This is a genomic window from Bowmanella pacifica (assembly GCF_014645355.1).
In the GTDB taxonomy this organism is placed as follows: domain Bacteria; phylum Pseudomonadota; class Gammaproteobacteria; order Enterobacterales; family Alteromonadaceae; genus Bowmanella; species Bowmanella pacifica.
On sequence record NZ_BMLS01000003.1, the window covers coordinates 364,877 to 389,083 of the forward strand.

20 protein-coding genes and 1 pseudogene are annotated in these 24,207 nt (G+C 48.5%); 3 read left to right on the top strand and 18 right to left on the bottom strand.

Going from position 1 to position 24,207, the window contains the following annotated elements; all coding sequences use genetic code 11:
- Positions 1-219: 219 nt before the first annotated feature.
- The 18 genes and pseudogenes from IEX02_RS11620 to sdhC form a co-directional block, all read right to left on the bottom strand.
- On the bottom strand, positions 220-1,020 hold the full coding sequence (locus tag IEX02_RS11620) for a class I SAM-dependent methyltransferase (RefSeq protein WP_188695011.1): 801 nt from the start codon (positions 1,018-1,020) through the stop codon (positions 220-222).
- A 114-nt stretch (positions 1,021-1,134) separates the two neighbouring features.
- Positions 1,135-1,809, bottom strand: coding sequence for an MBL fold metallo-hydrolase (locus IEX02_RS11625; RefSeq protein ID WP_188695014.1), 675 nt, complete (start codon positions 1,807-1,809; stop codon positions 1,135-1,137).
- Positions 1,799-2,976 (bottom strand): IS3 family transposase gene (locus tag IEX02_RS11630; RefSeq protein WP_188695017.1). Its coding sequence is split into 2 segments (ribosomal slippage): positions 1,799-2,680 and positions 2,683-2,976, totalling 1,176 coding nucleotides; the frame shifts between segments, so codons are not numbered across the junction. Before IEX02_RS11630 ends, IEX02_RS11625 begins: the two co-directional genes overlap by 11 nt.
- Before the next feature lie 75 nt (positions 2,977-3,051).
- Entirely contained in the window at positions 3,052-3,264 is a 213-nt protein-coding gene (locus IEX02_RS11635; RefSeq protein ID WP_188695020.1) for a hypothetical protein, read from the bottom strand.
- A 98-nt stretch (positions 3,265-3,362) separates the two neighbouring features.
- Positions 3,363-4,154, bottom strand: a complete 792-nt coding sequence (locus IEX02_RS11640; RefSeq protein WP_188695022.1) for an MBL fold metallo-hydrolase — start codon at positions 4,152-4,154, stop codon at positions 3,363-3,365.
- A 117-nt stretch (positions 4,155-4,271) separates the two neighbouring features.
- Positions 4,272-4,904 carry a type B chloramphenicol O-acetyltransferase gene (catB, locus tag IEX02_RS11645; protein WP_373285004.1) on the bottom strand — a complete coding sequence of 211 codons (633 nt, stop codon included), beginning with the start codon at positions 4,902-4,904 and terminating at the stop codon, positions 4,272-4,274.
- A 93-nt stretch (positions 4,905-4,997) separates the two neighbouring features.
- Positions 4,998-5,390, bottom strand: a complete 393-nt coding sequence (locus IEX02_RS11650) for a hypothetical protein (protein WP_188695029.1) — start codon at positions 5,388-5,390, stop codon at positions 4,998-5,000.
- A 126-nt stretch (positions 5,391-5,516) separates the two neighbouring features.
- Entirely contained in the window at positions 5,517-5,822 is a 306-nt protein-coding gene (locus tag IEX02_RS11655) for a hypothetical protein (RefSeq protein WP_188695033.1), read from the bottom strand.
- Positions 5,823-6,451: 629 nt separating this feature from the next.
- Positions 6,452-6,541, bottom strand: a pseudogene (locus IEX02_RS11660) (succinate--CoA ligase subunit alpha); the annotation flags it as partial.
- Between the two features lie 47 nt (positions 6,542-6,588).
- Positions 6,589-7,500, bottom strand: a complete 912-nt coding sequence (locus tag IEX02_RS11665) for a glycosyltransferase family protein (protein ID WP_188695036.1) — start codon at positions 7,498-7,500, stop codon at positions 6,589-6,591.
- 286 nt (positions 7,501-7,786) lie between these two features.
- Positions 7,787-8,659, bottom strand: coding sequence for a succinate--CoA ligase subunit alpha (gene sucD, locus IEX02_RS11670; protein ID WP_188695039.1), 873 nt, complete (start codon positions 8,657-8,659; stop codon positions 7,787-7,789).
- Positions 8,656-9,825, bottom strand: coding sequence for an ADP-forming succinate--CoA ligase subunit beta (sucC, locus tag IEX02_RS11675; RefSeq protein ID WP_188695042.1), 1,170 nt, complete (start codon positions 9,823-9,825; stop codon positions 8,656-8,658). The genes sucD and sucC overlap by 4 nt, the downstream gene beginning before the upstream one ends.
- A gap of 234 nt (positions 9,826-10,059) precedes the next feature.
- Positions 10,060-11,550, bottom strand: a complete 1,491-nt coding sequence (gene odhB / locus IEX02_RS11680) for a 2-oxoglutarate dehydrogenase complex dihydrolipoyllysine-residue succinyltransferase (RefSeq protein WP_188695045.1) — start codon at positions 11,548-11,550, stop codon at positions 10,060-10,062.
- Between the two features lie 12 nt (positions 11,551-11,562).
- Positions 11,563-14,379 (bottom strand): 2-oxoglutarate dehydrogenase E1 component, encoded by a 2,817-nt coding sequence (locus IEX02_RS11685; RefSeq protein WP_188695048.1) that lies wholly within the window; start codon positions 14,377-14,379, stop codon positions 11,563-11,565.
- A 249-nt stretch (positions 14,380-14,628) separates the two neighbouring features.
- A complete protein-coding gene (locus IEX02_RS11690; RefSeq protein ID WP_188695051.1) occupies positions 14,629-15,339 on the bottom strand; it encodes a succinate dehydrogenase iron-sulfur subunit in 711 nt (236 codons plus the stop codon).
- 16 nt (positions 15,340-15,355) lie between these two features.
- On the bottom strand, positions 15,356-17,128 hold the full coding sequence (gene sdhA, locus IEX02_RS11695; RefSeq protein ID WP_188695053.1) for a succinate dehydrogenase flavoprotein subunit: 1,773 nt from the start codon (positions 17,126-17,128) through the stop codon (positions 15,356-15,358).
- On the bottom strand, positions 17,129-17,476 hold the full coding sequence (sdhD, locus tag IEX02_RS11700; RefSeq protein ID WP_188695056.1) for a succinate dehydrogenase, hydrophobic membrane anchor protein: 348 nt from the start codon (positions 17,474-17,476) through the stop codon (positions 17,129-17,131).
- The gene (gene sdhC / locus IEX02_RS11705; RefSeq protein ID WP_188695059.1) at positions 17,470-17,844 is read right to left on the bottom strand and encodes a succinate dehydrogenase, cytochrome b556 subunit; all 375 of its coding nucleotides are present in this window, start codon (positions 17,842-17,844) and stop codon (positions 17,470-17,472) included. Before sdhC ends, sdhD begins: the two co-directional genes overlap by 7 nt.
- Before the next feature lie 696 nt (positions 17,845-18,540).
- Here sdhC and IEX02_RS11710 point away from each other — a divergent pair.
- The 3 genes from IEX02_RS11710 to IEX02_RS11720 all read left to right on the top strand — a co-directional run bounded on the left by IEX02_RS11710 (position 18,541) and on the right by IEX02_RS11720 (position 24,171).
- Complete coding sequence (locus IEX02_RS11710; protein ID WP_188695062.1) at positions 18,541-19,821, top strand: citrate synthase; 1,281 nt, start codon at positions 18,541-18,543, stop codon at positions 19,819-19,821.
- Positions 19,822-20,033: 212 nt separating this feature from the next.
- Positions 20,034-23,120: an efflux RND transporter permease subunit gene (locus IEX02_RS11715; RefSeq protein WP_188695065.1), complete on the top strand. Its 3,087-nt coding sequence runs from the start codon at positions 20,034-20,036 to the stop codon at positions 23,118-23,120.
- Between the two features lies 1 nt (position 23,121).
- Positions 23,122-24,171, top strand: coding sequence for an efflux RND transporter periplasmic adaptor subunit (locus tag IEX02_RS11720; protein WP_188695068.1), 1,050 nt, complete (start codon positions 23,122-23,124; stop codon positions 24,169-24,171).
- Positions 24,172-24,207 lie beyond the last annotated feature (36 nt).

A 24,207-nucleotide genomic window follows, 5' to 3' on the forward strand; every position in this document is an offset into this window, starting at 1 on the left:
TTATCCTCACGAACAAGGCATTAGACGCAAAAAGATAACAATCAACCACCCCAGGTAAGTAAGGAAAAACTGTTTATGGTTCAATAAGTAAAAGGAAACACGCAGGTGATACAGTTTGACGTCAACTGTCTTTATCCAGAAAGCGGATAGTTAACGCCGCGTTAAACGGCGCTAGGAACGAACGTCCGGCGACCACAGGGAGCGAATCTAATTGTATTGTTAGATTTTTCTGGCACGTACAAACAAAACGTCTCCAGAAGTAAAATCGCTTTCCTGAACGAGGTCCGATTTTGTTTCAATCACGGAAAAACCAGCCTCTAAAAGCAATGACTCCAGCTTCTCAACTGTGAAATAGTGATCCCAGAGGATGTAGGTGGATGGTTCGCCTGAGTCGGGGATGACGATATATTTTTGTCCCCACACCTGCTCTTTCTCAAAATGCTGACACTCTGACAATACGTAACAAGATGACTTTGACCAAAATCCATTGGCATCTGCCCTTTCCCAAGAACGTCCCTCAATTTTAGTTTGCGAAATGCCTGCGCCAAATACATCAAATACCAGCACACCACTTGGGGTAAGTAACTGATAGACATTCAAGAGAAACGTTTTCTGTTGTTCGCTTGTCAGTGCGCCGAAATCACAATAAATGCAGGTTGCTACATCAAAATCACCTGCATCAATTTTGTCGAGATAAGACTGATGCAGATACTGAACCGTCAGTCCTTTTGATTTTCCTGATTCAATGGCGTGGTTGATCGCTGACTCGTTGATATCCACACCAACTGCCGACCATCCGCGAGCGGCGAACGCTTGAGTATAAAGACCTGGACCACACCCAAGATCAATGACAGAGCCTGTAATCAACTGATTCTCGAGAACCCAGTCAACGGTTGCTCTGATCGTTTTTGGTTTACGGCTTGCTGCATCAGAATCTGGATTGAGATGCGCTTTCAGTAGTTGTTCGCGAACATAGGAGTTCGACCAGATGTTTGCATTTCCAGTTTCGTAGAGTTCCATCAAGTCTCCCGGAAAATCTAACGCCCCGTTCAGGGGCTTTTAAGCAGTTGGCTATAATTAACGAACGCAGTGAGGGAAAGCCAACTGTTAAAAGTCCCTGCCTGCAACGGCTTGTTACATGCCTTTCTCTTTTTCTATCACCGAAATTGTTCTTTCTATAAATCTCTTGAATGCCTTTTGGGGAAGGAATGGTGACCTATCGCCTAAATTGAATTTTTCCACAATACTCTTAGCTTGAGCATCATTCATTATTCGGTCTTCATCCCACCCTTTTTGGTGTAGCTCTCGGACTCTCATTATCCATTCTGAAGTATTTTTTCTGAATTCTAGTAAAGACAACTTGCTTGCTGGTGCGCCATGGCCTGGCACTATAAGAGCCTGTTCGTCACCTAGCTTCATAATTGTATCAATCGCATCATTAAAACCTTGAGTTCCGCCTGCATAAAATGTTGGGTGCCAACTGGTATCGAAAACATCACCGACAAAGATAGTGTTGCTAATTTTGTGGTAGTAAATGTTGTCATTCGAAGAATGAGACTTCACTTTAATATGAACAAAATCATCTGAATTAGAAATACTCTCGACAAACTTTGCACCTTGCTTTATGAAAAACTCATTACCACCCGTATGATCTGAATGTGCGTGAGTATTCAAGATATAAATTATGGGTTTATCGTAAATTGACTTAACTATATTATCTAGCTCTAGTAAATGCCCGCCCCCTGGCATGGGATCGATTAAGATGATGTTCCCCCGATAAATCGGACACGCGCTGTTATTAAGCGGCATGTTCAAACTGTACCGGAGAAAGATAATTCAGACTACTGTGTAATCGCTTCCGGTTATAGAACGTGCCAATGTACTGTTTCACTTTTGCTTCCAACTGCGCCTTATTGGCAAAGTGATTCTGGTGAATCAGCTCGGCTTTCAGGCTCTTAAAAAAGGACTCGACTTCAGCATTATCGGTGCAACGGCCAGGGCGACTCATGCTGTGTCGGATACCGTATTTTTGCAACCAGCGCTGCATGGCATGGGCGCGATATTCCACCCCTCGGTCAGTGTGCAGGACTAATCCCGGTTTGGGCTTTCGTTGCCTTAACGCCACATACAGCGCAGCTATTGCCAGGTCTGCATTGAGCTGGTACGACAAGGCCCAGCCTACAATCCGGCGTGACCACAAGTCGAGAATGACCGCCAGATAGATAAAGCTGCGGCCATGGCGGATATAGGTCACATCCGCTGACCATTGTTGGTTTAACCCGGTTGGCGCATCCAGCATCAGGCGGTAGTTGGGCAGTGCCTTGAGGGCGGCTCTGGCTTTATGCATACGCCGATACACCTTTTCCACTCGGGCTTTAAGCTCGGCTTGTCGCATCAATCTGGCCACGCGTTTTTCACTTACCCTCATGCCTTGCTGACGCAATGCCTGATACACCTTGGGGCTGCCATATCGACCCTGGCTGGCGGTATAAATGCGCTGAATCTGCTTCAGTAATTGTGCATCGTGCAGTGCCCGTTGACTAAGCGGTCTGTTACGCCAGTCATAATAGCCGCTACGAGACACCTCCAGATGTCGGCATAAGGCCGACACACTGTGATGCTGAGCATGCGCTTTTATGAACCGATACCTTTGTGCCGTTCCTCCGCCTGGAAACGTTGCCACTTTTTTAGGATGTCGTTTTCCTCTTCCAATTCAGCAATGCGCTTCTTGAGCTGCTGTAATTCATCCTGCGCTTTGAGTTTGCCTGCTGGCTTGGGGGCTTTGTTGTTCTGCGGCATGCCGTATTTACCTTCGCGATATTCCTTACGCCAACGAGACAACATGAAGGGGTGAATGTCCAGGGCTTGTGCAACATCCTTGCTGCTTCGATGTGATTCGTGGCTCCACAATACCGCCTTTATCTTGAATTCAAGACTGTATTGTTGGGTGCGTTTTCCAGTTTTGTAGGCGGGCATCGTTTACCTCATTTTGAGTTATCGATGCGTGTCCGTTAAAGCGGGGGAAGTCCATTGTCTACTTTAAACAGCTTGTTATAACTCACTTGCCACATTAGGCTTCATTCTTGACCAATACCAGCAATAAAGCCAACTAGCAGGAAAGAAAAGGAAGCTTAAGAGAAAAGTGTAAAAACCTACCAGAGGTAAATTATCCGATTTTCCTTTGGCAAATTTTAGAGTTAAAAAAAGCATAACTAAGAAGTTGATAAAGATAATCTGTCCTACAACAGTTGCATTAATATTCATGTATGTATCCTTACACTCCAACTTGTGATGAGTTATAACGCTTGCAGCAGCGGAGAGCGAAGCGAATGGTGCTCCCCCGATAAATCGGACACGCGTTGTTACATGCCTTTCTCTTTTTCTATCACCGAAATTGTTCTTTCTATAAATCTCTTGAATGCCTTTTGGGGAAGGAATGGTGACCTATCGCCTAAATTGAATTTTTCCACAATACTCTTAGCTTGAGCATCATTCATTATTCGGTCTTCATCCCACCCTTTTTGGTGTAGCTCTCGGACTCTCATTATCCATTCTGAAGTATTTTTTCTGAATTCTAGTAAAGACAACTTGCTTGCTGGTGCGCCATGGCCTGGCACTATAAGAGCCTGTTCGTCACCTAGCTTCATAATTGTATCAATCGCATCATTAAAACCTTGAGTTCCGCCTGCATAAAATGTTGGGTGCCAACTGGTATCGAAAACATCACCGACAAAGATAGTGTTGCTAATTTTGTGGTAGTAAATGTTGTCATTCGAAGAATGAGACTTCACTTTAATATGAACAAAATCATCTGAATTAGAAATACTCTCGACAAACCTTGCACCTTGCTTTATGAAAAACTCATTACCACCCGTATGATCTGAATGTGCGTGAGTATTCAAGATATAAATTATGGGTTTATCGTAAATTGACTTAACTATATTATCTAGCTCTAGTAAATGCCCGCCCCCTGGCATGGGATCGATTAAGATCAAACCATTCTCTGTAGTTATTAATCCAATATTAGTTCCGTACTCCTTTCCACTCAAAACATGAACTTGATCGGATAATTTCTCTACATGGATATTGCTAGAAAAGACAGTAGGACTGAAAAATAGCAATGAAATTAATTGTATGCATTTAAATTTTGTCAAAACTCATCCTAGTTAAGCAATGCTAAATAGTACATTGGCATGTAACGCCGCCAACATGCGCGACTACGGAATGAAGACGAAGCCGCAATGTAGTAGGCGTCGCCGTGATTGGCTTTGTTATGTGCGGACTTCCTTTTTCCAATACCCATATAGACCTTCAATATCCGATGAGCAAAGGTATTTCATGCAATTTTTTAGCTTCAGATCAGGCCAAGTCCACCATTCCATGTCTAACAGCATAGAAATTTCTGATTCTGAAAACCGAAACCTAATATGCTTCGCCGGATTAGAGCCCACCACTTCATATGGCGCTACATCTTTGGTTACTACAGCACGGCTCGCAATAATCGCACCGTCTCCAATTTTCACGCCAGGCATAATCATGGTTTCGGAGCCAATCCAAACATCATTTCCAATGACAGTGTCGCCCGAACGCTGGAAGCCGTCTACGGCATCCGCGAAGCTTTCATTTTCTTGGTAGAAAAATGGAAATGTACTAATCCAGTCATTTCGATGGCCTTGGTTTCCAGCCATCATAAATACGGCACCAGAACCTATGGAGCAATAGCTACCGATTATCAGCTTATCTACGTCATTTCTATCAGGACTAAGATAACGCGCACAATCATCGAAGCTATGACCATGATAATAGCCCGAGTAGTAGCTATGTTTGCCAACGATAATATTTGGATTCGTCACTTGTTCTAGTAACGAAACACCCAAGAAAGGAGATTTAAAATAGTTCATGATTGCAACTTTCCTTGAAGCACATAACGTCCGCCACAAACGCGAGCAACGTGTTGCGAGTCGAGCGCCCAACGGGCGCGCTTTTGATGGCGATTGTTAGGCATTTACAACACCTGAACTTTTTGCTGCTTGCTTGCCCAATGCAACACCAAACAAAAGCGCAATAAACATACTGACATAATCAATTTGCCAGCCACCCAAAAGAACCTCGCCAGCAAGAAAAAACAGAATACATGATGCAATTAAAGAACTGAGCAAAACCACTATAAGTGCATGTATAAAAGCAAAATTTGCCTGATTCTTCACTAGAAAATAAATGATCGCTGCCTCAACAAGCATAGAAAGGAAAATAAAGCTCCAGTAAATCCAGCTTGGAATAATTTCACCAACTGAATCATAGCGCCCCATTACATACCCCAGTGGAACACCTGAAGCAACAGAACATATAAAGAAGATCACTGTGTATTTAGCAATTCGTGCCCAGTTCACTTAACGTCCTTTTAAATGCCTAACACCCCACATAAGGGGCAGTAACGCGTGGGCTAAAATCCGAGCGAAGCGACAGAGCCCACGCGTTACTGTCCCAGCGAGCCTGCGAGCGGCTTAATGTGATTGTTATGTCTCATCTTCTATTTCATTAAGAATTTTGATGCCAGTACTTCTTAGATTATGCCCTGCAAAAAGTGCGAAACAAAATAGCAAACCGATAAGTATTTGGCTTTCAGTAGAGAATGACTGGATAACCTTTACAACTGATATTGGATCTGTAGATTTCTCACTCGCAAAACCTCCTTGTATGAACAGTGCAATAGGAACTGTAGTAACCAGTAGCATAATTGATTTAAAAATCGCGACACCAATATCGATTTGAGACTTTGCAAAAGCCTCTCTAGCTTTTGAATTCATATCCTTGAGTTTCAATTTTCTCTCCTTGAAACATAACAATGTTAATAGCCGGAAGAGTTCCGTGTTTAAACACGGATAAGTTCCGTACTTTTGCATAGTCATTTTTTAGCATGCTCTGTGGTCCTTGCCTAGCATGAGTTTGGAGGTTGCACCAAATTGGTGCCGGGAAAAGGCGGACGTGTTCCGTACCATTGCTGTTATACGGCTCGACTGCTGAAACTGTATTGATACACAGTTTCTGCAATAGATCGATGATGTCCTTAAGCGGCCCGAGCCGCTTTGCTCCCCGCGAAAAAATTCCCGGTCACTTCAGTGCGCTGCTAAAAGACAGGCAATTTGCTGAGAGCAAATTGAGTGGAAGATGTATTTCGGATGGCTTCGCCAGGAATCATGGGCCTATTATTACGAATCTGACGGCAAAACCCATACCCGGTTTTCTCAAGTCATCCTTTTTCTACCATGAAGCTCAGAAGAACACGGAGTTAAAAGCCTCCAAAAATCCCTTCCCGTGTCCTCTGTGGTTTTCTATTAATACTGTTAAAAATCTCTGCCTCTCAGCGAAAAAAACAAAAACCCGCCGAAGCGGGTTTTTATACTTTTAGCTCGATGCTCGCATTCAGCGGCCCGAGGCGACTAACAGGTAATTACCAGCCAGTACGCTCGCGCAGCGCTTTACCGATATCGGCCAGTGAACGCACGGTGGTTACACCAGCGTCTTGCAGGGCTTTGAGTTTCTCCTCACGTATATTTGGTACGGCCGCGATTTTGACCTCATCCAATACTACTCAATAAAGCAACTGGCTAAACGCTCAGCAGCAATTTTCGTTGTCTGCTTTTCCATTATTGATTGCTGTTTTAACACGTGTCTGCGCCGTTTTTCTTCATCATTTAAGTACTCAATCAGAATACTTTTGAGTGGACGCTGCTCACTAAAGCAGATGCCGCCATAGTTCTTTACTGCATCTAGGTTATAGTCGCTCACCACAAAGCCCCCTGACATCACAAAATCGACATACTTATGACTGATTGAGCCGATCTTGTTCATAGTATCGTGGTGATCTAACAAACATATTTTGCTACCCAATGCTAACTTGGGTATATCTTCATAAGGAATTTGCTTGGCAATCCAATACTTTTCTGGGTTTCCTTGTCCCGGATAACTATGCCAGCCCGGGCCATAGAGGTTTAACTTGATATTCAGCTCATCCACAAGCGGCAGCACGGCTTCGAGTGCAGGTCTAATACGAGGTACCCCCATAAACGAAACATCACACTGATACCGGGGCATTGTATTACTTACCGGTTTTAAGGACGAAAAAGGAGGAATAATCTGAATAGGTCTTTTTGTAGTAAAAGGTTTCTCTGATTTAAAAATCTCCCAATTCTTCCATCTCTGCCAATTCAGGAAACTCTTAAAGCCTTGGCTGCAAGCAAAGACATGTTCAAACCTATCTAATCTATTCAGCTTCTCTGGATGACAATAGACCAAAGCGATGTTGTTCGCCGTAGGATCGAACTTGCCAACTTGAGGGTAGAAATGCCTCTGAGGTGCACCGAGAAAATATATTCTGTTCTTTGCACCAGCGCGATAATGATACCCCAAAGCAGAAAGTTCTTCTTTCAGGTTTACATATAATCGATGGTCATACCAAAGTTCATTTTTGTGTGGAGAGGCAATACAGTAATATTTCAAAAGTCATACACTTATGAGAAGAGTGAACGGGAATATCTTACCATTCCAAAAGCACTCTATAAATTTTTCCCCCAGATTTATTACACGTGGCTTCCACAAAAACGCGCTTTCAACAGCTCTTTGACAGCCCTTAATTCGCATTCCCCATGAAGTCCCTCGATGCTTATACCGAGGTAAACTAGCTTCACAGCATAGGGCCAAAAAAAAACAAAAAACCCGCCGAAGCGGGTTTTTATACTTTTAGCTCAAAGCTCGCATCTAGCGGCCCGAGGCGACTAACAGGTAATTACCAGCCAGTACGCTCGCGCAGCGCTTTACCGATATCGGCCAGTGAACGCACGGTGGTTACACCGGCGTCTTGCAGGGCTTTGAATTTCTCATCAGCCGTGCCTTTACCACCAGAGATAATGGCGCCAGCGTGGCCCATACGCTTGCCTGGAGGTGCAGTGACACCGGCAATGTAGGAAACCACTGGCTTAGTGACGTTTTCTTTAATGAAAGCCGCCGCTTCTTCTTCAGCCGTACCACCTATTTCACCGATCATGATGATAGCTTCGGTTTGCGGATCTTCCTGGAACAACTTCAGGATATCGATGAAGTTAGAACCTGGGATTGGATCACCACCGATGCCCACACAAGTGGACTGGCCGAAGCCTTCATCAGTAGTTTGCTTAACCGCTTCATAAGTCAGTGTACCTGAACGGGATACGATACCCACTTTACCCGGCTTATGAATGTGACCAGGCATGATACCAATCTTACACTCTCCAGGGGTGATAACACCTGGGCAGTTTGGACCGATCATACGCACGCCTTTCTGCGTGATGTACTCTTTCACGAATAGCATATCGATAGTCGGGATACCTTCGGTGATACAAACGATCAGCTCGATACCGGCATCAGCAGCTTCGATGATAGAGTCTTTACAAAAAGGGGCTGGTACGTAGATAACAGAAGCAGTAGCGCCAGTGGCTTCAACGGCTTCTTTTACCGTATCAAATACCGGCAGACCCAAGTGCGTGGTACCACCTTTACCAGGGGTTACACCGCCAACCATCTGAGTACCGTAAGCAATGGCTTGCTCAGAGTGGAATGTGCCCTGACCGCCAGTAAAGCCTTGGCAGATGACTTTAGTGTCTTTGTTAATCAAAACGCTCATTTTGCACCCCCGGCTGCGGCTACCACTTTCTGCGCTGCGTCAGTCAGGCTGGCAGCAGCAATGATGTTCAGTTCACACTCTTCCAGCTTCTTGGCACCCAGATCAGCGTTGTTACCTTCCAAACGCACAACTACAGGTACGTTTACGCCAACTTCTTCAACGGCACCAATGATACCTTCAGCGATCATGTCACAACGTACGATACCACCGAAAATGTTAACCAATACGGCTTGTACATTGCTGTCAGACAGGATGATCTTGAATGCTTCGGTTACGCGCTCTTTTGTTGCGCCGCCACCAACATCCAGGAAGTTAGCAGGAGCACCGCCATGCAGCTTAACGATGTCCATGGTACCCATTGCCAGGCCAGCACCGTTAACCATACAACCGATGTTGCCTTCCAGCGCTACGTAGTTCAGTTCCCACTTAGCAGCTTGTGCTTCACGGGCATCTTCCTGAGATGGATCGTGCATATCGCGCAGTTTAGGCTGACGGTACATCGCGTTAGAATCGATAACCACTTTGGCATCCAGGCAGTGCAGGTTGCCGTCGGTTTTGATAACCAGCGGGTTAACTTCGATCAGCGCCACGTCCAGGTCAACGAACATCTTCGCCAGACCCAGGAAAATGTTAGTAAACTGCTTAATCTGAACGCCTTGCAGGCCCAGTTTGAAGGCAATTTCACGCGCCTGGAAAGGCTGTGCGCCTACCAGAGGATCGATTTCCGCTTTAAGAATCTTCTCAGGCGTTTCTTCGGCTACCTTCTCGATTTCAACACCACCTTCAGTAGAGGCCATGAAAACGATACGACGGGTAGCGCGGTCTACTACTGCACCCAAGTAAAGCTCTTTGTCGATATCGGTACAAGATTCAACCAGAATCTTGTTAACCGGTTGACCGTGCTCATCAGTCTGGTAAGTAACCAGATTTTTACCCAACCAGTTTTGAGCGAAGTTACGAATTTCGTCTTTGGTCTTAACCAGCTTTACACCACCGGCCTTGCCGCGGCCACCGGCGTGGACCTGACACTTGACTACCCATTCGCTGCCGCCGATGCGCTCGGCCGCTTCTACTGCTGCCTGAGGCGTGTCGGCAGCATACCCTTCAGATACGGGTAAGCCATATTCGGCAAATAGCTGTTTGCCCTGATATTCATGCAAGTTCATGGTGTTCTTTCCGTTATTGAGAAAAAACTGCTTTTGCAGTACGAGTTTGCCGGAACCTGAGTTCCGACCGCTAATCCGGCAATCAGCTTGCCGGAGGCATTTGAGGCCGGGCCCCTTCTGGGACGCTGCCTCCGGTGAACTGAGTAAAATATTAGCTCAGTTCAAGTTCCAGAAGCGTCAAGGTGAGGTCGCCTTCAGGCTTCCTCACCTTTTAAACTTCAACCTGACTGGCGCTTAAATGTCCAGCAGCAGGCGTGTCGGATCTTCCAACAGTTCCTTAACGGTAACCAGGAAGCCCACAGACTCTTTGCCGTCAATGATACGGTGATCATAAGACAGGGCCAGATACATCATAGGCAGGATTTCCACCTTGCCATTCACCGCCATGGGGCGATCCTGGATTTTGTGCATACCCAGAATAGCGCTTTGTGGTGGGTTGATGATTGGCGTAGACATCAAGGAACCGAATACACCACCGTTGGTGATGGTGAAGTTACCACCTTGCAGATCAGCCATAGACAATTTACCGTCACGGCCTTTGATTGCCAGGTCCTTGATACCTTTCTCAACATCGGCTACAGACAACTGGTCAGAGTCGCGCAGCACTGGGGTTACCAGACCACGAGGCGTAGACACAGCGATGCTGATGTCAAAGTAGTTGTGATAGCAAATATCATCGCCATCAATAGACGCATTCACTTCAGGGAAACGCTTCAGGGCTTCGGTAACGGCCTTCACATAGAAAGACATAAAGCCAAGACGAATACCGTGACGCTTCTCGAACACCTCTTGATACTGCTTACGCAGATCCATAATCGGCTTCATGTTAACCTCGTTAAAGGTGGTCAACATAGCCGTTGAATTCTTCGCTTCCAACAGACGGTTGGCGATAGTCTTACGCAGACGTGTCATAGGTACGCGCTTCTCGGTGCGCTCACCCAGAGGCGCGACAGCAGGTGCAGCACCGCTTTGCGCTTTGGCAGCAGGGGCGTCGCCGGCTTTGAGGAACTGCTCAACATCTTCTTTGGTGATGCGGCCGTTCTTGCCAGTGCCTTTAATCTTGGATGCATCCACGCCCTTTTCCGCCAGCAGACGACGAACAGACGGGCTTAGCGCGTCACTGTCTTCTTCTGCGTCGTTCTTGGCTTCTTCAGCTTTTGCAGGTGCTGCACCGGCACCAGCAACAAAGTTGGCAATAACTTGCTCGGCGGTAACAGTGTCACCTTCCTGAGCCAGAATTTCACTTAGTGAGCCGTCAGCAGGAGCCACAACTTCAAGAACAACTTTGTCGGTTTCAATATCAACCAGGTTCTGATCGCGGGACACCGCTTCACCGGGTTGTACATGCCAGGTCGCAATAGTGGCATCGGCCACTGACTCAGGCAGGACGGGTACTTTTATTTCCACAGATTCACCTTTGGCACTTTCACTGGAGGAAGGTTTTTGTTGTTTGTCATCATTACCAGCTGGCTTAGCGGCGGCCTTACCACCCTCTTCCAACTTGGCAATAACTTGCTCTGCCAATACCGTGCTGCCTTCTTCCTGAAGAATATCGGCAAGCACACCATCGGCGGGGGCCACGACTTCGAGTACGACTTTGTCAGTCTCAATATCAACCAAATTCTGGTCGCGAGATACCTTATCGCCAGGCTTAACATGCCAGGTAGCGATAGTGGCGTCAGCCACCGACTCGGGCAATACCGGTACTTTAATTTCAATGCTCATACGGGTCCCTTATTAAATCGACAATGCGTCATCAAGCAGCGCTTTTTGCTGCTGATTGTGTACAGAAAGATAGCCTACGGCCGGAGAGGCTGACGCCGAACGACCAGCATAGCTCAGCTTGGCGCCGTCTGGAATGGCCTGCCAGAAGTGGTGCTGGCTACAATACCAGGCGCCTTGGTTCTGAGGTTCTTCCTGGCACCATACCCAATCTTTAACATGCTGATAAGGCTTAAGAATTTCAGCCAGTTCTTCATGCGGGAAAGGATACAGTTGCTCAATACGAATAAGCACCACATCGGTCTGCTCAGCCTTACGACGCTGATCCAGCAAATCGTAATACACCTTGCCTGAACACATCACTACACGCTTGACGTTGGCCGGATTGATATCGTCAATCTCGCCAATCACGTTTTTGAAGGTGCCCTCTGCTAACTCTTCCAAGCTGGATACCGCCATAGGATGACGCAGCAAGGACTTAGGTGACATTACGATCAATGGCTTACGCATAGGGCGTACCACCTGACGACGCAGCATATTAAATACCTGAGCCGGCGTAGAAGGCACACATACCTGCCAGTTATGATCCGCACACAACTGCAGGAAACGCTCTAAACGTGCTGAGCTGTGCTCGGGTCCCTGCCCTTCGTAGCCATGTGGCAACAAGAGGGTCAGACCGCACAAACGGCCCCATTTGGCTTCGCCTGAACTCAGGAACTGGTCGATAACTACCTGGGCGCCGTTGGCAAAATCGCCAAACTGGGCTTCCCAGATATTCAGACAGTCTGGCTCAGCGGTAGAGTAGCCATATTCAAAGGCCATGGCTGCTTCTTCGGACAACACCGAGTCATAAATCTCGATAGGTCCCTGGCTGTCACTGATATGCTCAAGCGGCATATAAGTAGAGGCATCTTTTTGGTTATGCAATACCGCGTGACGGTGGAAGAAGGTACCACGACCAGAGTCCTGACCCGTCATACGGATGCGGGTGCCTGCTTCAACCACGCTGGCATAGGCCAGGTTTTCGGCGCAGCCCCAATCCAAAGGTTTTTCGCCTGCGATCATGGCTTTACGATCTTCGTATAGCTTGTTCACACGGCTTTGTAGCTTAACGCTATCTGGGTAGCTACACAGCTTTTCACCCAGTTCACGTAACTTATCTACGGTCAGACTACCGTCATAAGGTACTGTCCATTCATGGCCAAGATAGGCAGACCAATCAACCGAATGCTCGGTCATAGGACGCCATTCTTCCACCACGCAGGCACCGTGGTCTAAGGCAGCACGGTAATCGCCAACCATTTTATCTACGTCATGACCTTGAACCACGCCTTCGGCAGTCAATTGATCAGCGTAGATTTCACGTGGCACTGGGTGCTTTTTGATCTTCTGATACATCAGCGGCTGAGTTGCATTGGGCTCATCCGCTTCGTTGTGACCATGGCGACGATAACAAACCAGGTCAATCACCACATCACGTTTAAAGGTATTGCGATAATCCAGCGCCAGCTTGGTGACAAACACCACGGCTTCTGGGTCATCGGAATTTACGTGGAAGATAGGCGCCTGTACCATCTTGGCGATATCGGTACAGTATTGGGTAGAACGGGTGTCTTCTGTCTTCGACGTGGTAAAACCAACCTGGTTGTTGATAACGATACGCACGGTACCACCAACCTTGAAGCCGCGAGTCTGCGACATATTGAAGGTTTCTTGCACCACACCCTGGCCAGCAATAGCGGAGTCACCATGAATAGTAACTGGCACCACAGAGGAACCATCTTTACAGCCACGACGATCTAAACGTGCACGCACCGAGCCCATCACCACAGGGTTAACGATTTCCAAGTGCGAGGGGTTAAAGGCCAACGCCAGGTGGACATTGCCGCCAGGGGTAGCAAAGTCAGAAGAATAACCCGCGTGGTATTTCACGTCACCGGCGCCCAGTGATTCGTCATGCTTACCGGCAAACTCGTCGAACAACACTGACGGGTTTTTACCCAATACGTTAACCAGTACGTTCAAACGACCACGGTGAGCCATACCGATAACCACTTCTTTGGCACCATTGGTACCGGCGTGGCCAATCAGTTGCTTCAGCATAGGAATCAGGGCATCACCACCTTCCAGAGAGAAGCGCTTAGCACCTGGGAATTTGGAGCCCAGGTATTTTTCCATACCGTCAGCCGCCACCAGGCCTTTAAGAATGTTGACCTTAGTTTCACGGTCAAATTCAGGCTTGGCTTGTACCGATTCAAGACGCTGCTGGATCCAACGTTTCTGTTCGGTATTAGTGATATGCATATACTCGGCACCGATGCTGCCGCAGTATGTACGATTAAGGGACTTAAACAGCTCACCCAGTGCCATGCTGTCCTGGCCGATGGCAAAGGAGCCCAGCTTATACACTGTGTCAAAGTCCGCTTCGGATAGCTCGTGATGAGACAATTCCAGATCACGCACTCGCTCTTGTTTCCACAAACCCAGTGGATCCAGATTGGCGTGCTGATGACCACGGAAACGATAGGCGTTAATCAGCTGCAGGACCTTAACCTGCTTCTCATCACCACCCGTGGCAGCTGTTACCGCTTTGGCAACGCGACCCATTGGCCCAAGTTTCGCCAGGTCGCGAAACTGGTCGCGGATTTGGCTGTGTTTGGCTTCGAGTTCGACGCCATTCAGCTTGGGTAATTGATCGAAAATCGAGCGCCACTCTTCCGACACGCTTTGCGGGTCGTCAAGATATGCTTCGTATATCTCTTCTACGTAAGCAGCGTTTCCACCAGCCATGTGGGAAGACTCCCACCATGCTTTCATCACGCTTTCTAGCATTTTTGTCCCTTAATCAAAAAGACCGGAATTAAATTACAACACTGGAGCCAATACCCCAGCCAACGTCCGTCACACTGACGGCGGTACAGTTTGTGACAAACTGCTGTCGTCCCTGAGTTTACACGCCTCTTCCAGAGGCATTGGCCCGATTAGTTATGCCTAATAGTGCCAAACAAAAAATAGCCATCCCTAACGGATGGCTATTTAGCTTCCAAACAACTGAATCCCGAAAAACGGAAATCAGCCTAACTAAACAGCCCGTTGCAACAGCATGGATTTAATCTGACCAATAGCTTTGGTCGGATTTAATCCTTTGGGGCAAACGCTAACGCAGTTCATGATTCCGTGGCAACGGAATACGCTGAAGGCGTCATCTAAATCGTTTAAACGCTCATCGGTAGCGGTGTCACGGCTGTCCGCCAGGAAGCGGTAGGCATGTAACAGACCCGCTGGGCCAATAAACTTATCCGGGTTCCACCAGAAAGACGGACAGGATGTTGAGCAACAAGCACACAAAATACACTCGTACAAACCATCCAGCTTCTCACGTTCTTCCGGGCTTTGCAGGAATTCACGTGCAGGTGGCTGCTTGGTATCGTTGATCAAATAAGGTTTGATCTTCTCATACTGAGTGTAGAACTGGCTCATATCAACCACCAGGTCACGCACTACCGGCAAACCGGGCAATGGACGCAGCACCAACTTACCTTTACCCAAAGCAGATAAAGGTGTGATGCAGGCCAGACCGTTTTTGCCGTTCATGTTCAGACCGTCTGAACCACAGACGCCTTCACGGCAAGAGCGACGGAATGACAGGGTCGGGTCTTGCTCTTTAAGCTGGATAAGTGCATCGAGCACCATCATATCCCGACCTTCTTCCACTTCCAGTTGATAATCCTGCATCCGAGGTGCACTGTCCACATCAGGATTGTAACGATAAATTGAGAAATTCAATTTCATCTACTTCATGCTCCTCTTAGTAAGTCCTGGCTTTTGGCGGGAAGGCTTCACGCAGCTTAGGCGACATGTTCACTTCACGCTTGCTCATAGACTCGGTGTCTGGACGATAGATGGAATGGCACAGCCAATTCTCATCATCACGCTCCGGGAAGTCAAAGCGGCTATGGGCACCACGGCTCTCGGTACGGAAGTTGGCGGCAACTGCGGTGGCATAAGCCGTTTCCATCAGGTTATCCAACTCCAGGCACTCGATACGCTGGGTATTGAAGTCGCTGCTCTTGTCATCCAGACGAGCATGTTGCAGACGCTCTCTGATCTCTTTCAGCTCAACCAGGCCTTTAGCCATAGCGTCACCTTCACGGAATACAGAGAAATTCAACTGCATGCATTTCTGCATATCTTTACGAATTTGAACCGGATCTTCACCCTTACCGCCTTCAGAACGTTCCCAACGATTGAAACGTGCCAGAGCAGCATCCAGATCACTTTCAGACGCATCACGGCTAGGCGCGATTTCATCCAGGGCTTTACCCAGGTGCAGGCCGGTTGCTCGACCAAATACCACCAGGTCAAGTAGTGAGTTACCACCCAGACGGTTGGCACCGTGTACCGATACGCAGGCAATCTCACCACAGGCAAACAAACCATTTACCAGTTTCTCATTGCCGTTAGCATCCAGGGTTATAGCCTGACCATCAACATTGGTGGGAATACCACCCATCATGTAGTGGCAGGTTGGGATAACGGGAATCGGCTCTTTAACCGGGTCAACGTGAGCAAAAGTACGAGACAGTTCAAGAATACCCGGCAAACGTGACTCAAGCACTTCTTTACCCAGGTGATCCAGTTTAAGTTTAATGTGCACACCCCAAGGACCATCACAACCACGACCTTCGCGGATTTCAGTCATCATGGAACGGGCGACTACGTCACGGCCTGCCAAGTCTTTGGCGTTAGGCGCATAACGTTCCATAAAACGTTCACCGTCTTTGTTCAGCAGGTAACCACCTTCACCACGGCAACCTTCGGTAACCAGTACACCGGCACCAGCGATACCTGTGGGGTGGAATTGCCACATTTCCATATCTTGCAACGCAACGCCAGCACGCAGAGCCATACCCACGCCGTCACCGGTATTGATATGTGCGTTGGTGGTTGAAGCGTAAATACGACCGGCACCACCTGTGGCTAGTACAACGGCTTTAGATTTGAAGTAAACAACCTGACCCGTTTCGATATCGATGGCGGTACAGCCTACAACATCACCGTCCTGGTTTTTCACTAGGTCCAAGGCATACCATTCACTGAATACCTTAGTTTTGTTCTTAACGTTTTGCTGATACAGCAAGTGCAACAGCGCGTGACCAGTACGGTCGGCAGCCGCCGCGGTACGGGCGCCCTGCTCGCCACCAAAGTTCTTGGACTGGCCACCAAAGGGACGCTGATAAATCTTGCCGTTTTCAAAACGAGAGAAAGGCAGGCCCATATTTTCCAGCTCAATAATAGCTTCTGGGCCTGTCTTACACATATATTCAATGGCGTCCTGGTCACCGATATAGTCGGAACCTTTTACCGTGTCATACATGTGCCATTCCCAGTTGTCCTCGTGGGCATTGCCCAGCGCAACTGTGATACCGCCCTGGGCGGATACCGTGTGGGAACGGGTTGGGAATACTTTAGACAGCAAGGCACAGGACTTGCCGGACTGGGAAATCTGCAGGGCGGCACGCATGCCCGCGCCACCGGCGCCAATTACCACTGCATCAAATTCATGTACTGGAATAGTCACTTACACACCCCACAATACGAACAGACCTACGGCAACGTAGGCAAAAGCCAATAGGTTCAACAGGAACTGGATAGTACCGCGCAAGGCTGGTGCCTTAACGTAGTCGGTCAGAACCTGCCACAGGCCAATGCGCACATGGATCATGATGGAAACTAGCGCCGCCAGGGTGAAGACTTTCATCCCCAGGCCAGCAAACAAAGCTTGCCAAACGTCAAAGGTAATCTGTGGCGTTGCAATAAAGAACCACGCCATATAAAGGAAGAAGGACGCGATAATTGCTGCGGTGGTGCGCAGAGAAAGATAATCCTGCACGCCATTGCGTTTCAGACTGGCCTGATTGGTTACCATAGTACGACTCCCACTACGACTGTCAGAACAATCCAAAGTGCAATGACCGCTTTGGCGCTGGCATTACCGGATTGCAATTCTTCCCAGTGTCCCATGTCCATGATCACATGGCGCAGGCCACCCAGAAGGTGATAGATGAAGGCAGATATTGTGCCGATGGCAATCAGCTTACCCAAAACACCATTCATGCATTCCACCACCATGTCAAATCCTTGTGCAGAGGATACGGATACCGCCCACGCCGAGATCACAAAAATCAAGGCAAAGAACATGGCGACACCTGTTACCCGGTGCAAAATGGAAACAATGGCAGATGGAGGAAAACTAATCGTATTGAGTTGCAAATTTACTGGTCTTTGTTTTTTCACGATTTGTTGCCCGTTACACCCCCGCAAGGGTTGAGTTCTACGTCACTAACCCTGCATTGCGCAAGATTAACCGTCTCTCTATTCAAGCTGTCTGTTTTAAACGACGGGGTGCTGTACCAGTTTGTTAAAAAAATGCTACAAACACCGCTACTTAAACGTCGCAAAGTATATCCAGCCCTAGCCATAATTACAATTTTTGTTACGCCCTAACGCCTTGTTTGGATTTTGATTATTTCGCACTCAATAGAAGAATGTGAACTAATTCATAGCTGCTTGATGTATGGCAAGTGGTAATCCACCGTCATCCCTTACAGCAACTGACCAAGCAAGGCGTCACACCAAGTATCATACTGTCAAAAACCCAGTATTTTTGCTTTTAAACCGGCAAAATCCTTTGCAAGCCCATAAGCAGGACGCATACACTTGGCCGCCGCGATTTTGCATTCAAATCGCAAAATCAGCGTTGCGCCTAGGTTATAGGGGTGATTCCCAACATGACACTAAACTTTAGTTGAATAGATATCAGGCAAAAACGCATTAAAATTGACTTGGAACGCTAATATCAGTACAAATAGCGGCAATTTTTAAACGCCTGTGTGAATTATCCCGCTCTTTATTTCGGCTGTTTACGTCCCGCGTATCAGTCTGGGAAGTTCAAACACACCACCACAGAAGCAATCTGAAGGAGAGCATCTTATGGCAGATCAAAAGGCCATCTTAAAGGTAGGCGACAAGGAGATTGAACTCCCTATTCTATCTGGAACAGCAGGCCATGATGTGATCGATGTTCGGTCATTGGGCGCCAACGGTTACTTCACGTTTGACCCTGGTTTTATGGCAACTGGCTCTTGTGAATCCTCTATTACTTATATAGATGGTGAAAAAGGAGTGTTGTTGCACCGCGGTTACTCGATTGAAGAACTGGCCCGTGATGCCGGATATCTGGAAGTCTGCTACATGCTGCTGCACGGCGAAGCGCCCACTGCAGAGCAGTATGCTCAGTTCAAAAACACTATCACTCGTCACACTATGGTGCATGACCAGGTGAATAACTTCTTCCGCGGTTTCCGTCGTGACGCACACCCTATGGCAATGCTGTGCGGTACCGTTGGTGCCATGTCATCGTTCTACCATGATGATCTGGATATTTCAGACCCAGAGCAGCGTCTGCGCAGTGCATACCGCCTGGTCGCCAAAATGCCGACCCTGGTCGCCATGTGCTACAAGTACAACACCGGTCAGCCTTTTGTTTATCCACGCAATGACCGTTCTTTCGCGGCCAACTTCCTGAACATGATGTTCTCAGTACCTGCTGAAGAGTACAACGCCAGTGAAGCCGTAGTTCGTGCCATGGACCGTATCTTTACCCTGCATGCTGACCATGAACAAAACGCGTCAACCAGTACAGTTCGTCTGGCCGGTTCGTCCGGTGCCAACCCTTATGCGTGTATCGCAGCGGGTGTTGCCTCCTTGTGGGGACCTGCGCACGGTGGTGCCAACGAAGCTTGTCTGAACATGCTGGAAGAAATCGGTTCAGTAGATCGTATTCCTGAATTTATTGAACGCGCCAAAGACAAAAACGACCCCTTCCGTTTGATGGGCTTCGGTCACCGCGTTTACAAGAACTACGATCCACGTGCGACCGTGATGCGTGAAAGCTGCCACGAAGTACTGGCCGAGCTGAATATTCAGGATCCATTGTTGGATGTAGCGATGGAACTGGAGCGCATTGCGCTGTCAGACCCCTACTTCAAAGATAAGAAGTTGTTCCCCAATGTGGACTTCTACTCTGGCATCATCCTGAAGGCCATTGGTATCCCAACTAACATGTTCACCTGTATTTTCGCTTTGGCTCGTACCGTGGGATGGATTTCTCACTGGCACGAAATGCTCAGCCAGCCAGGTCAAAAAATCGGTCGTCCGCGTCAGTTGTATACTGGCCACGATGTACGTAAATATCAGCCATTGAATAAATAAAGCTGATTGTTTTGAAAAAACCGCCTGATGGCGGTTTTTTTTATCTTAGCGCCTTAAAGTTGTAAGTGGCTCACGCGCAAATATGTCTAGCTGTAACACGGTGTTAACAGCACGAATATTCGCCGCAGCAATCTGCCATCTACCGCATCACCATTAGTTAACACCACATTTACTTCTAGGCTGGTTGCAGATTAATTTTGCAGCTTATTGTCATGAACCTGACGCGACTCAGTGTAAAAAATCCCGCCGCCGTGCTGGTTATCGCCGCCCTGCTTTGCATGTTCGGCCTGATTGCAGCCCTTAAACTGCCCATCCAGCTAACGCCAGATATTGAGCAACCACAGATTAGTATTGGCACAGGTTGGCGCTCCGCCGCACCGGAAGAAATGGAATCAGTGATCATCGAGCCTTTGGAAAACGCGGTTAAAAATGCGCCGGGCGTGATAAATGTGACCACCAATATCCAACGCGGATTTGGCAATATTACCCTGACCTACGATGTAGGTACGGATATGCAGCGCGCTATGCTGGAGGTGATCAACCGGCTGAACCAGGCCCCGCCTCTGCCGCTGGATGCCTTTGAGCCGGTGGTTTCGGTTGGCGGCGGACGTAATGGCCCCAATGCCGCATCTCTGCTGGTTCGCACCATACCGGATAACGATGCCGATGATATATCTCAATATCAGCAGTTGATTGAAGATGTGATAGAGCCGCGTCTGGCCCGCATCCCTGGCGTAGCCCAGGTAAACCTGGCCAGTCAGCGGCCAAGAGAGCTACGTATCAGCTTTGACCCATATAAAGCCGCAGCGCTGGGTATTGCCATCGGTGATATCAGCCGCGCCGTTGCTCGGGCTAATGATGTATCAGGTGGCTTTGCTGATGTGGGCAGGCGTCAGTACACCATCCGTTTTGCAGGACAATATCAGGTACAGGATTTGGGCAATATGATCCTAGCCTATCGCAACGAACGCCCGGTGTACTTGCACGATATTGCCAGCATCGAAGATACCCTGGTGGACAGGTTTGGTTTTACTTTACGTAATGGCGCCCCAGCCTATTACATAACGATCAGCCGTGACAGCGATGCCAACACCGTAGCATTGCTGGACGATATTAATCTGGCTATTCGAGAGTTGAATGCAGGCCCCCTGGCAGAACAGGGACTGATGATCGATCTCAGTTTCGATTCATCTGTGCATATCCGCAATGCCCTGGTGCTGGTGAAAAGTAACCTGGGATTAGGTGTCTTACTGGCGCTGGCAATCTTGTGGTATTTCCTACGCGGTTGGCGGGCCACGGCCATCATTGCCCTGACCATCCCTTTCTCGGTAATGGTGGCATTGTTAGCCTTAGGCGCACTGAATCGTTCCTTGAATGTCATCTCCCTGGCGGGCATCGCTTTTGCTGTTGGCCTGGTATTGGACGCCGCCATTATTGTGCAAGAAAACATCGTCAGACTTAAAAGCCAAGGTCTGGACAGCAAAAAAGCCGTGCTCAAGGGCGCGTCACAAGTTACAGGCGCATTGTTTGCTTCCACCGCGACCAGCGTAGCTATTTTTCTGCCTATTTTGTTTATGCAAGGAGTGGAAGGTCAATTGTTCTCCGATTTGGCCCTGACCTTGTCTGTCGCCGTTATCGCCTCAATGCTCGGTGCCATCACCTTACTGCCGTTAGCCAGTCATTTTTTGCTGCGTGATTTACCCAAAGAAGACCGTTTGACCCCTTTATGGCAAAGGCTAAGTCAGCTGGTCATGAGTGCCACCAACACACATATGAAACGTCTGGCCTGGATAGGCGGATTAATGGGTATATCGCTATTGCTAACCCTAAGCTTACTGCCCAGAACCGACTTTATGCCCCGCGCACCCATCGACGGTTTTTTCTTTGCGTTTAACTTACCTCCCGGTGGCAGCCTGGAATTTATCGAAGAGGAACTAGCCAACCGCACCCGCCAGCGGCTGGCCCCTTATCTAAGCGGAGACGCTGAGCCAAAAATTAAAAGTTACAACTTCTATACCTTCGGGCCGAATAACAGCGGAGGCTTTATCTATGCTGCTGATCCCACTCAGGTTGAGGAGTTAATGGACATCGTCAGAACAAAGGTGCTCAGTGATTTGCCTGATACTCAGGTATTTATGTTCCGCGGCTCTATGATCAATATACAGGGAGGCGGTAACGGCCGTTCTATCAACCTGGATTTACAAGGACCAGATGTGGAAGCCCTGATGGATGCCGCACAAACCACCCTAAGTGCCATCAACGAGCATATGCCGGGGGTTAGCGCTCAGCCCGTGCCCGGCTTGATTCTGGCCGAGCCAGAACTGCGTCTGCTGCCCGATGATAGACGTATAGCCCAGGCCGGACTGGATCGTGGCGATATCGCCAGTATGGTCAGAGCCTTGAGCGGGGGACTTTTTATCGCTGAGTACTTTGACGGTAATGACAGAATGAACCTAATTTTGCGCGGCGATAAGTGGCGCACCCCCGATGAACTTTCTTCACTGCCCGTGCACACTCCCAATGCCGGTTTACAAACTCTGGGGGAGCTGGCAGAGGTGATAAGAACCGTTGGGCCAACACAGCTTCGCCGGGTCAACGGCAAACGCACCGTGAGTTTGTTGCTCAATCCCCCTGAAGAGATGTCATTGCAAGACGCTATGGAACAATTAGAACGCCATGTACTACCCGTGCTTCGCCAAGCCCTGCCAGCAGACGCAAGTTTTCAGGTTAGTGGCAATGCCAACGACATGCAGCAAGCCATCAAGGATATGGGCACCAACTTCTTGCTGGCCATTGTGATTTTATTCTTGCTGATGACCGCCTTATTTAAATCCGCTTATGACAGCTTGCTGGTACTGACCGTGATGCCATTAGCTGTCGCAGGTGGCGTGTTGGCCTTATGGTTACTGAACCTGTTCAGTTTCCAATCGTTGGATCTACTGACCATGATTGGCTTTATTATTCTGCTGGGTTTAGTGGTCAATAATGCCATCTTACTGGTAGATCAAACCCGTTTTGCTCAGGCTCAGGGCGTAAGCCTACAACAGGCGGTTGCTCAGGCGGTGCTGGTTAGAGCCAGACCCGTGTACATGAGTACCTTGACCAGTCTATTTGGCATGCTGCCGCTGATGTTGATGCCCGGTGTCGGCTCTGAAATTTACCGAGGCCTGGCTACCGTTATTGTGGGCGGCATGGCCTTTAGCGCCCTGTTTACCTTGATTTTGTTACCGGCCTGGTTGCAACTGGGGCTGCGCGCTAAAACCCATCAACCTGCATCCCTGCTTATTCAGGAGTCTTAAGATGAAAACCCGACTTTCCCTGCTTATAATCACAGCCTTGCTCAGCCACAGCGCTGTGGCCAACCAGCCACCCGCCAGTCCGGTACGCATATCCGAAGTGAAGCAAAGCACGTTTTCCCCTACGGTAGAGTTAGTTGGCAGTATTTTCAGTCGCCACAATGTCAAACTGACGGCCGGTGTAGCCGGACGACTGGAATGGGTCGCCGAACCCGGCACGCAGGTAGTTAAAGGCGAACCTGTCGCCAAAATAGAACCTCAGCCTCTGTTGCTTCAACAGGCCGAGCAGCAGGCTCAAATCAAGCGTGCCACTATCAATCTGCATTATTTGCAACGGGAGCTTAAACGCTTACAAGAGCTCAGGCAGACTAATAGCGCCTCAGCATTTCAGTTGGATCAAACGCAGTCCCAGTTTGAGCTGGCACAAACGGATCTTGATATTGCTAAGTTGCGTCTGGCGCAAATTGACGACCAGCTCTCCCGGACGTTAGTCCCCGCGCCCTTTACCGGAGTTATCACCGATCGCCTAAGAGAAGCCGGCGGTGATGTAAACCGCAGTGAAGTACTAGTGACTATGCTAGATACCGAGAATCTGGAAGCCCGTATTTTTGTGCCGGTTAAATACCTGGCTTATCTGCGTCAAAGCCAGCAAATCCGGCTTGAAGCAGGTGAACAGCAAATTGAAGCAGATGTAAAAGCCATTATCCCGGCCGCTGATATGCAGTCACAGTCCTTTGAACTGCGTGTGAGCCTGCCAGCGCAAGCCAGTCAAAACTGGACAGCTGGCCAACTTGTTACCGCAACAGTGCCAGCGCAGGCTCCCAGCCTGGCATTAACGGTACACAGAGATGCCTTATTACTTCGCCGTGACGGCACTTATGTGGTGCGTATTGACGACGAGAATCGTGCCCACCGGGAAAAAGTCGAAATAGGTCGGGGCCAGCAGGAATGGGTCAGCATCAAGCAAGGTCAACTTAAAGCCGGCGATAAAGTGGCGGTACGAGGCGCTGAACGATTACGCGACGGACAGCAAGTACAGATTACGCAATCCTGATGATCAACAGCGGGGTTTTGCGCTAAGCTATTGGCC

Bases quoted from the DNA above. Each gene is read 5' to 3' on its own strand.
- IEX02_RS11625 (WP_188695014.1), bottom strand. From the start codon at position 1,809: ATGCCGCTTAATAACAGCGCGTGTCCGATTTATCGGGGGAACATCATC.
- IEX02_RS11620 (WP_188695011.1), bottom strand. From the start codon at position 1,020: ATGGAACTCTACGAAACTGGAAATGCAAACATCTGGTCGAACTCCTAT.
- sdhD (WP_188695056.1), bottom strand. From the start codon at position 17,476: ATGGTAACCAATCAGGCCAGTCTGAAACGCAATGGCGTGCAGGATTAT.
- odhB (WP_188695045.1), bottom strand. From the start codon at position 11,550: ATGAGCATTGAAATTAAAGTACCGGTATTGCCCGAGTCGGTGGCTGAC.
- IEX02_RS11720 (WP_188695068.1), top strand. From the start codon at position 23,122: ATGAAAACCCGACTTTCCCTGCTTATAATCACAGCCTTGCTCAGCCAC.
- IEX02_RS11685 (WP_188695048.1), bottom strand. From the start codon at position 14,379: ATGCTAGAAAGCGTGATGAAAGCATGGTGGGAGTCTTCCCACATGGCT.
- IEX02_RS11690 (WP_188695051.1), bottom strand. From the start codon at position 15,339: ATGAAATTGAATTTCTCAATTTATCGTTACAATCCTGATGTGGACAGT.
- sucC (WP_188695042.1), bottom strand. From the start codon at position 9,825: ATGAACTTGCATGAATATCAGGGCAAACAGCTATTTGCCGAATATGGC.
- IEX02_RS11635 (WP_188695020.1), bottom strand. From the start codon at position 3,264: ATGAATATTAATGCAACTGTTGTAGGACAGATTATCTTTATCAACTTC.
- sucD (WP_188695039.1), bottom strand. From the start codon at position 8,659: ATGAGCGTTTTGATTAACAAAGACACTAAAGTCATCTGCCAAGGCTTT.
- IEX02_RS11715 (WP_188695065.1), top strand. From the start codon at position 20,034: ATGAACCTGACGCGACTCAGTGTAAAAAATCCCGCCGCCGTGCTGGTT.
- IEX02_RS11710 (WP_188695062.1), top strand. From the start codon at position 18,541: ATGGCAGATCAAAAGGCCATCTTAAAGGTAGGCGACAAGGAGATTGAA.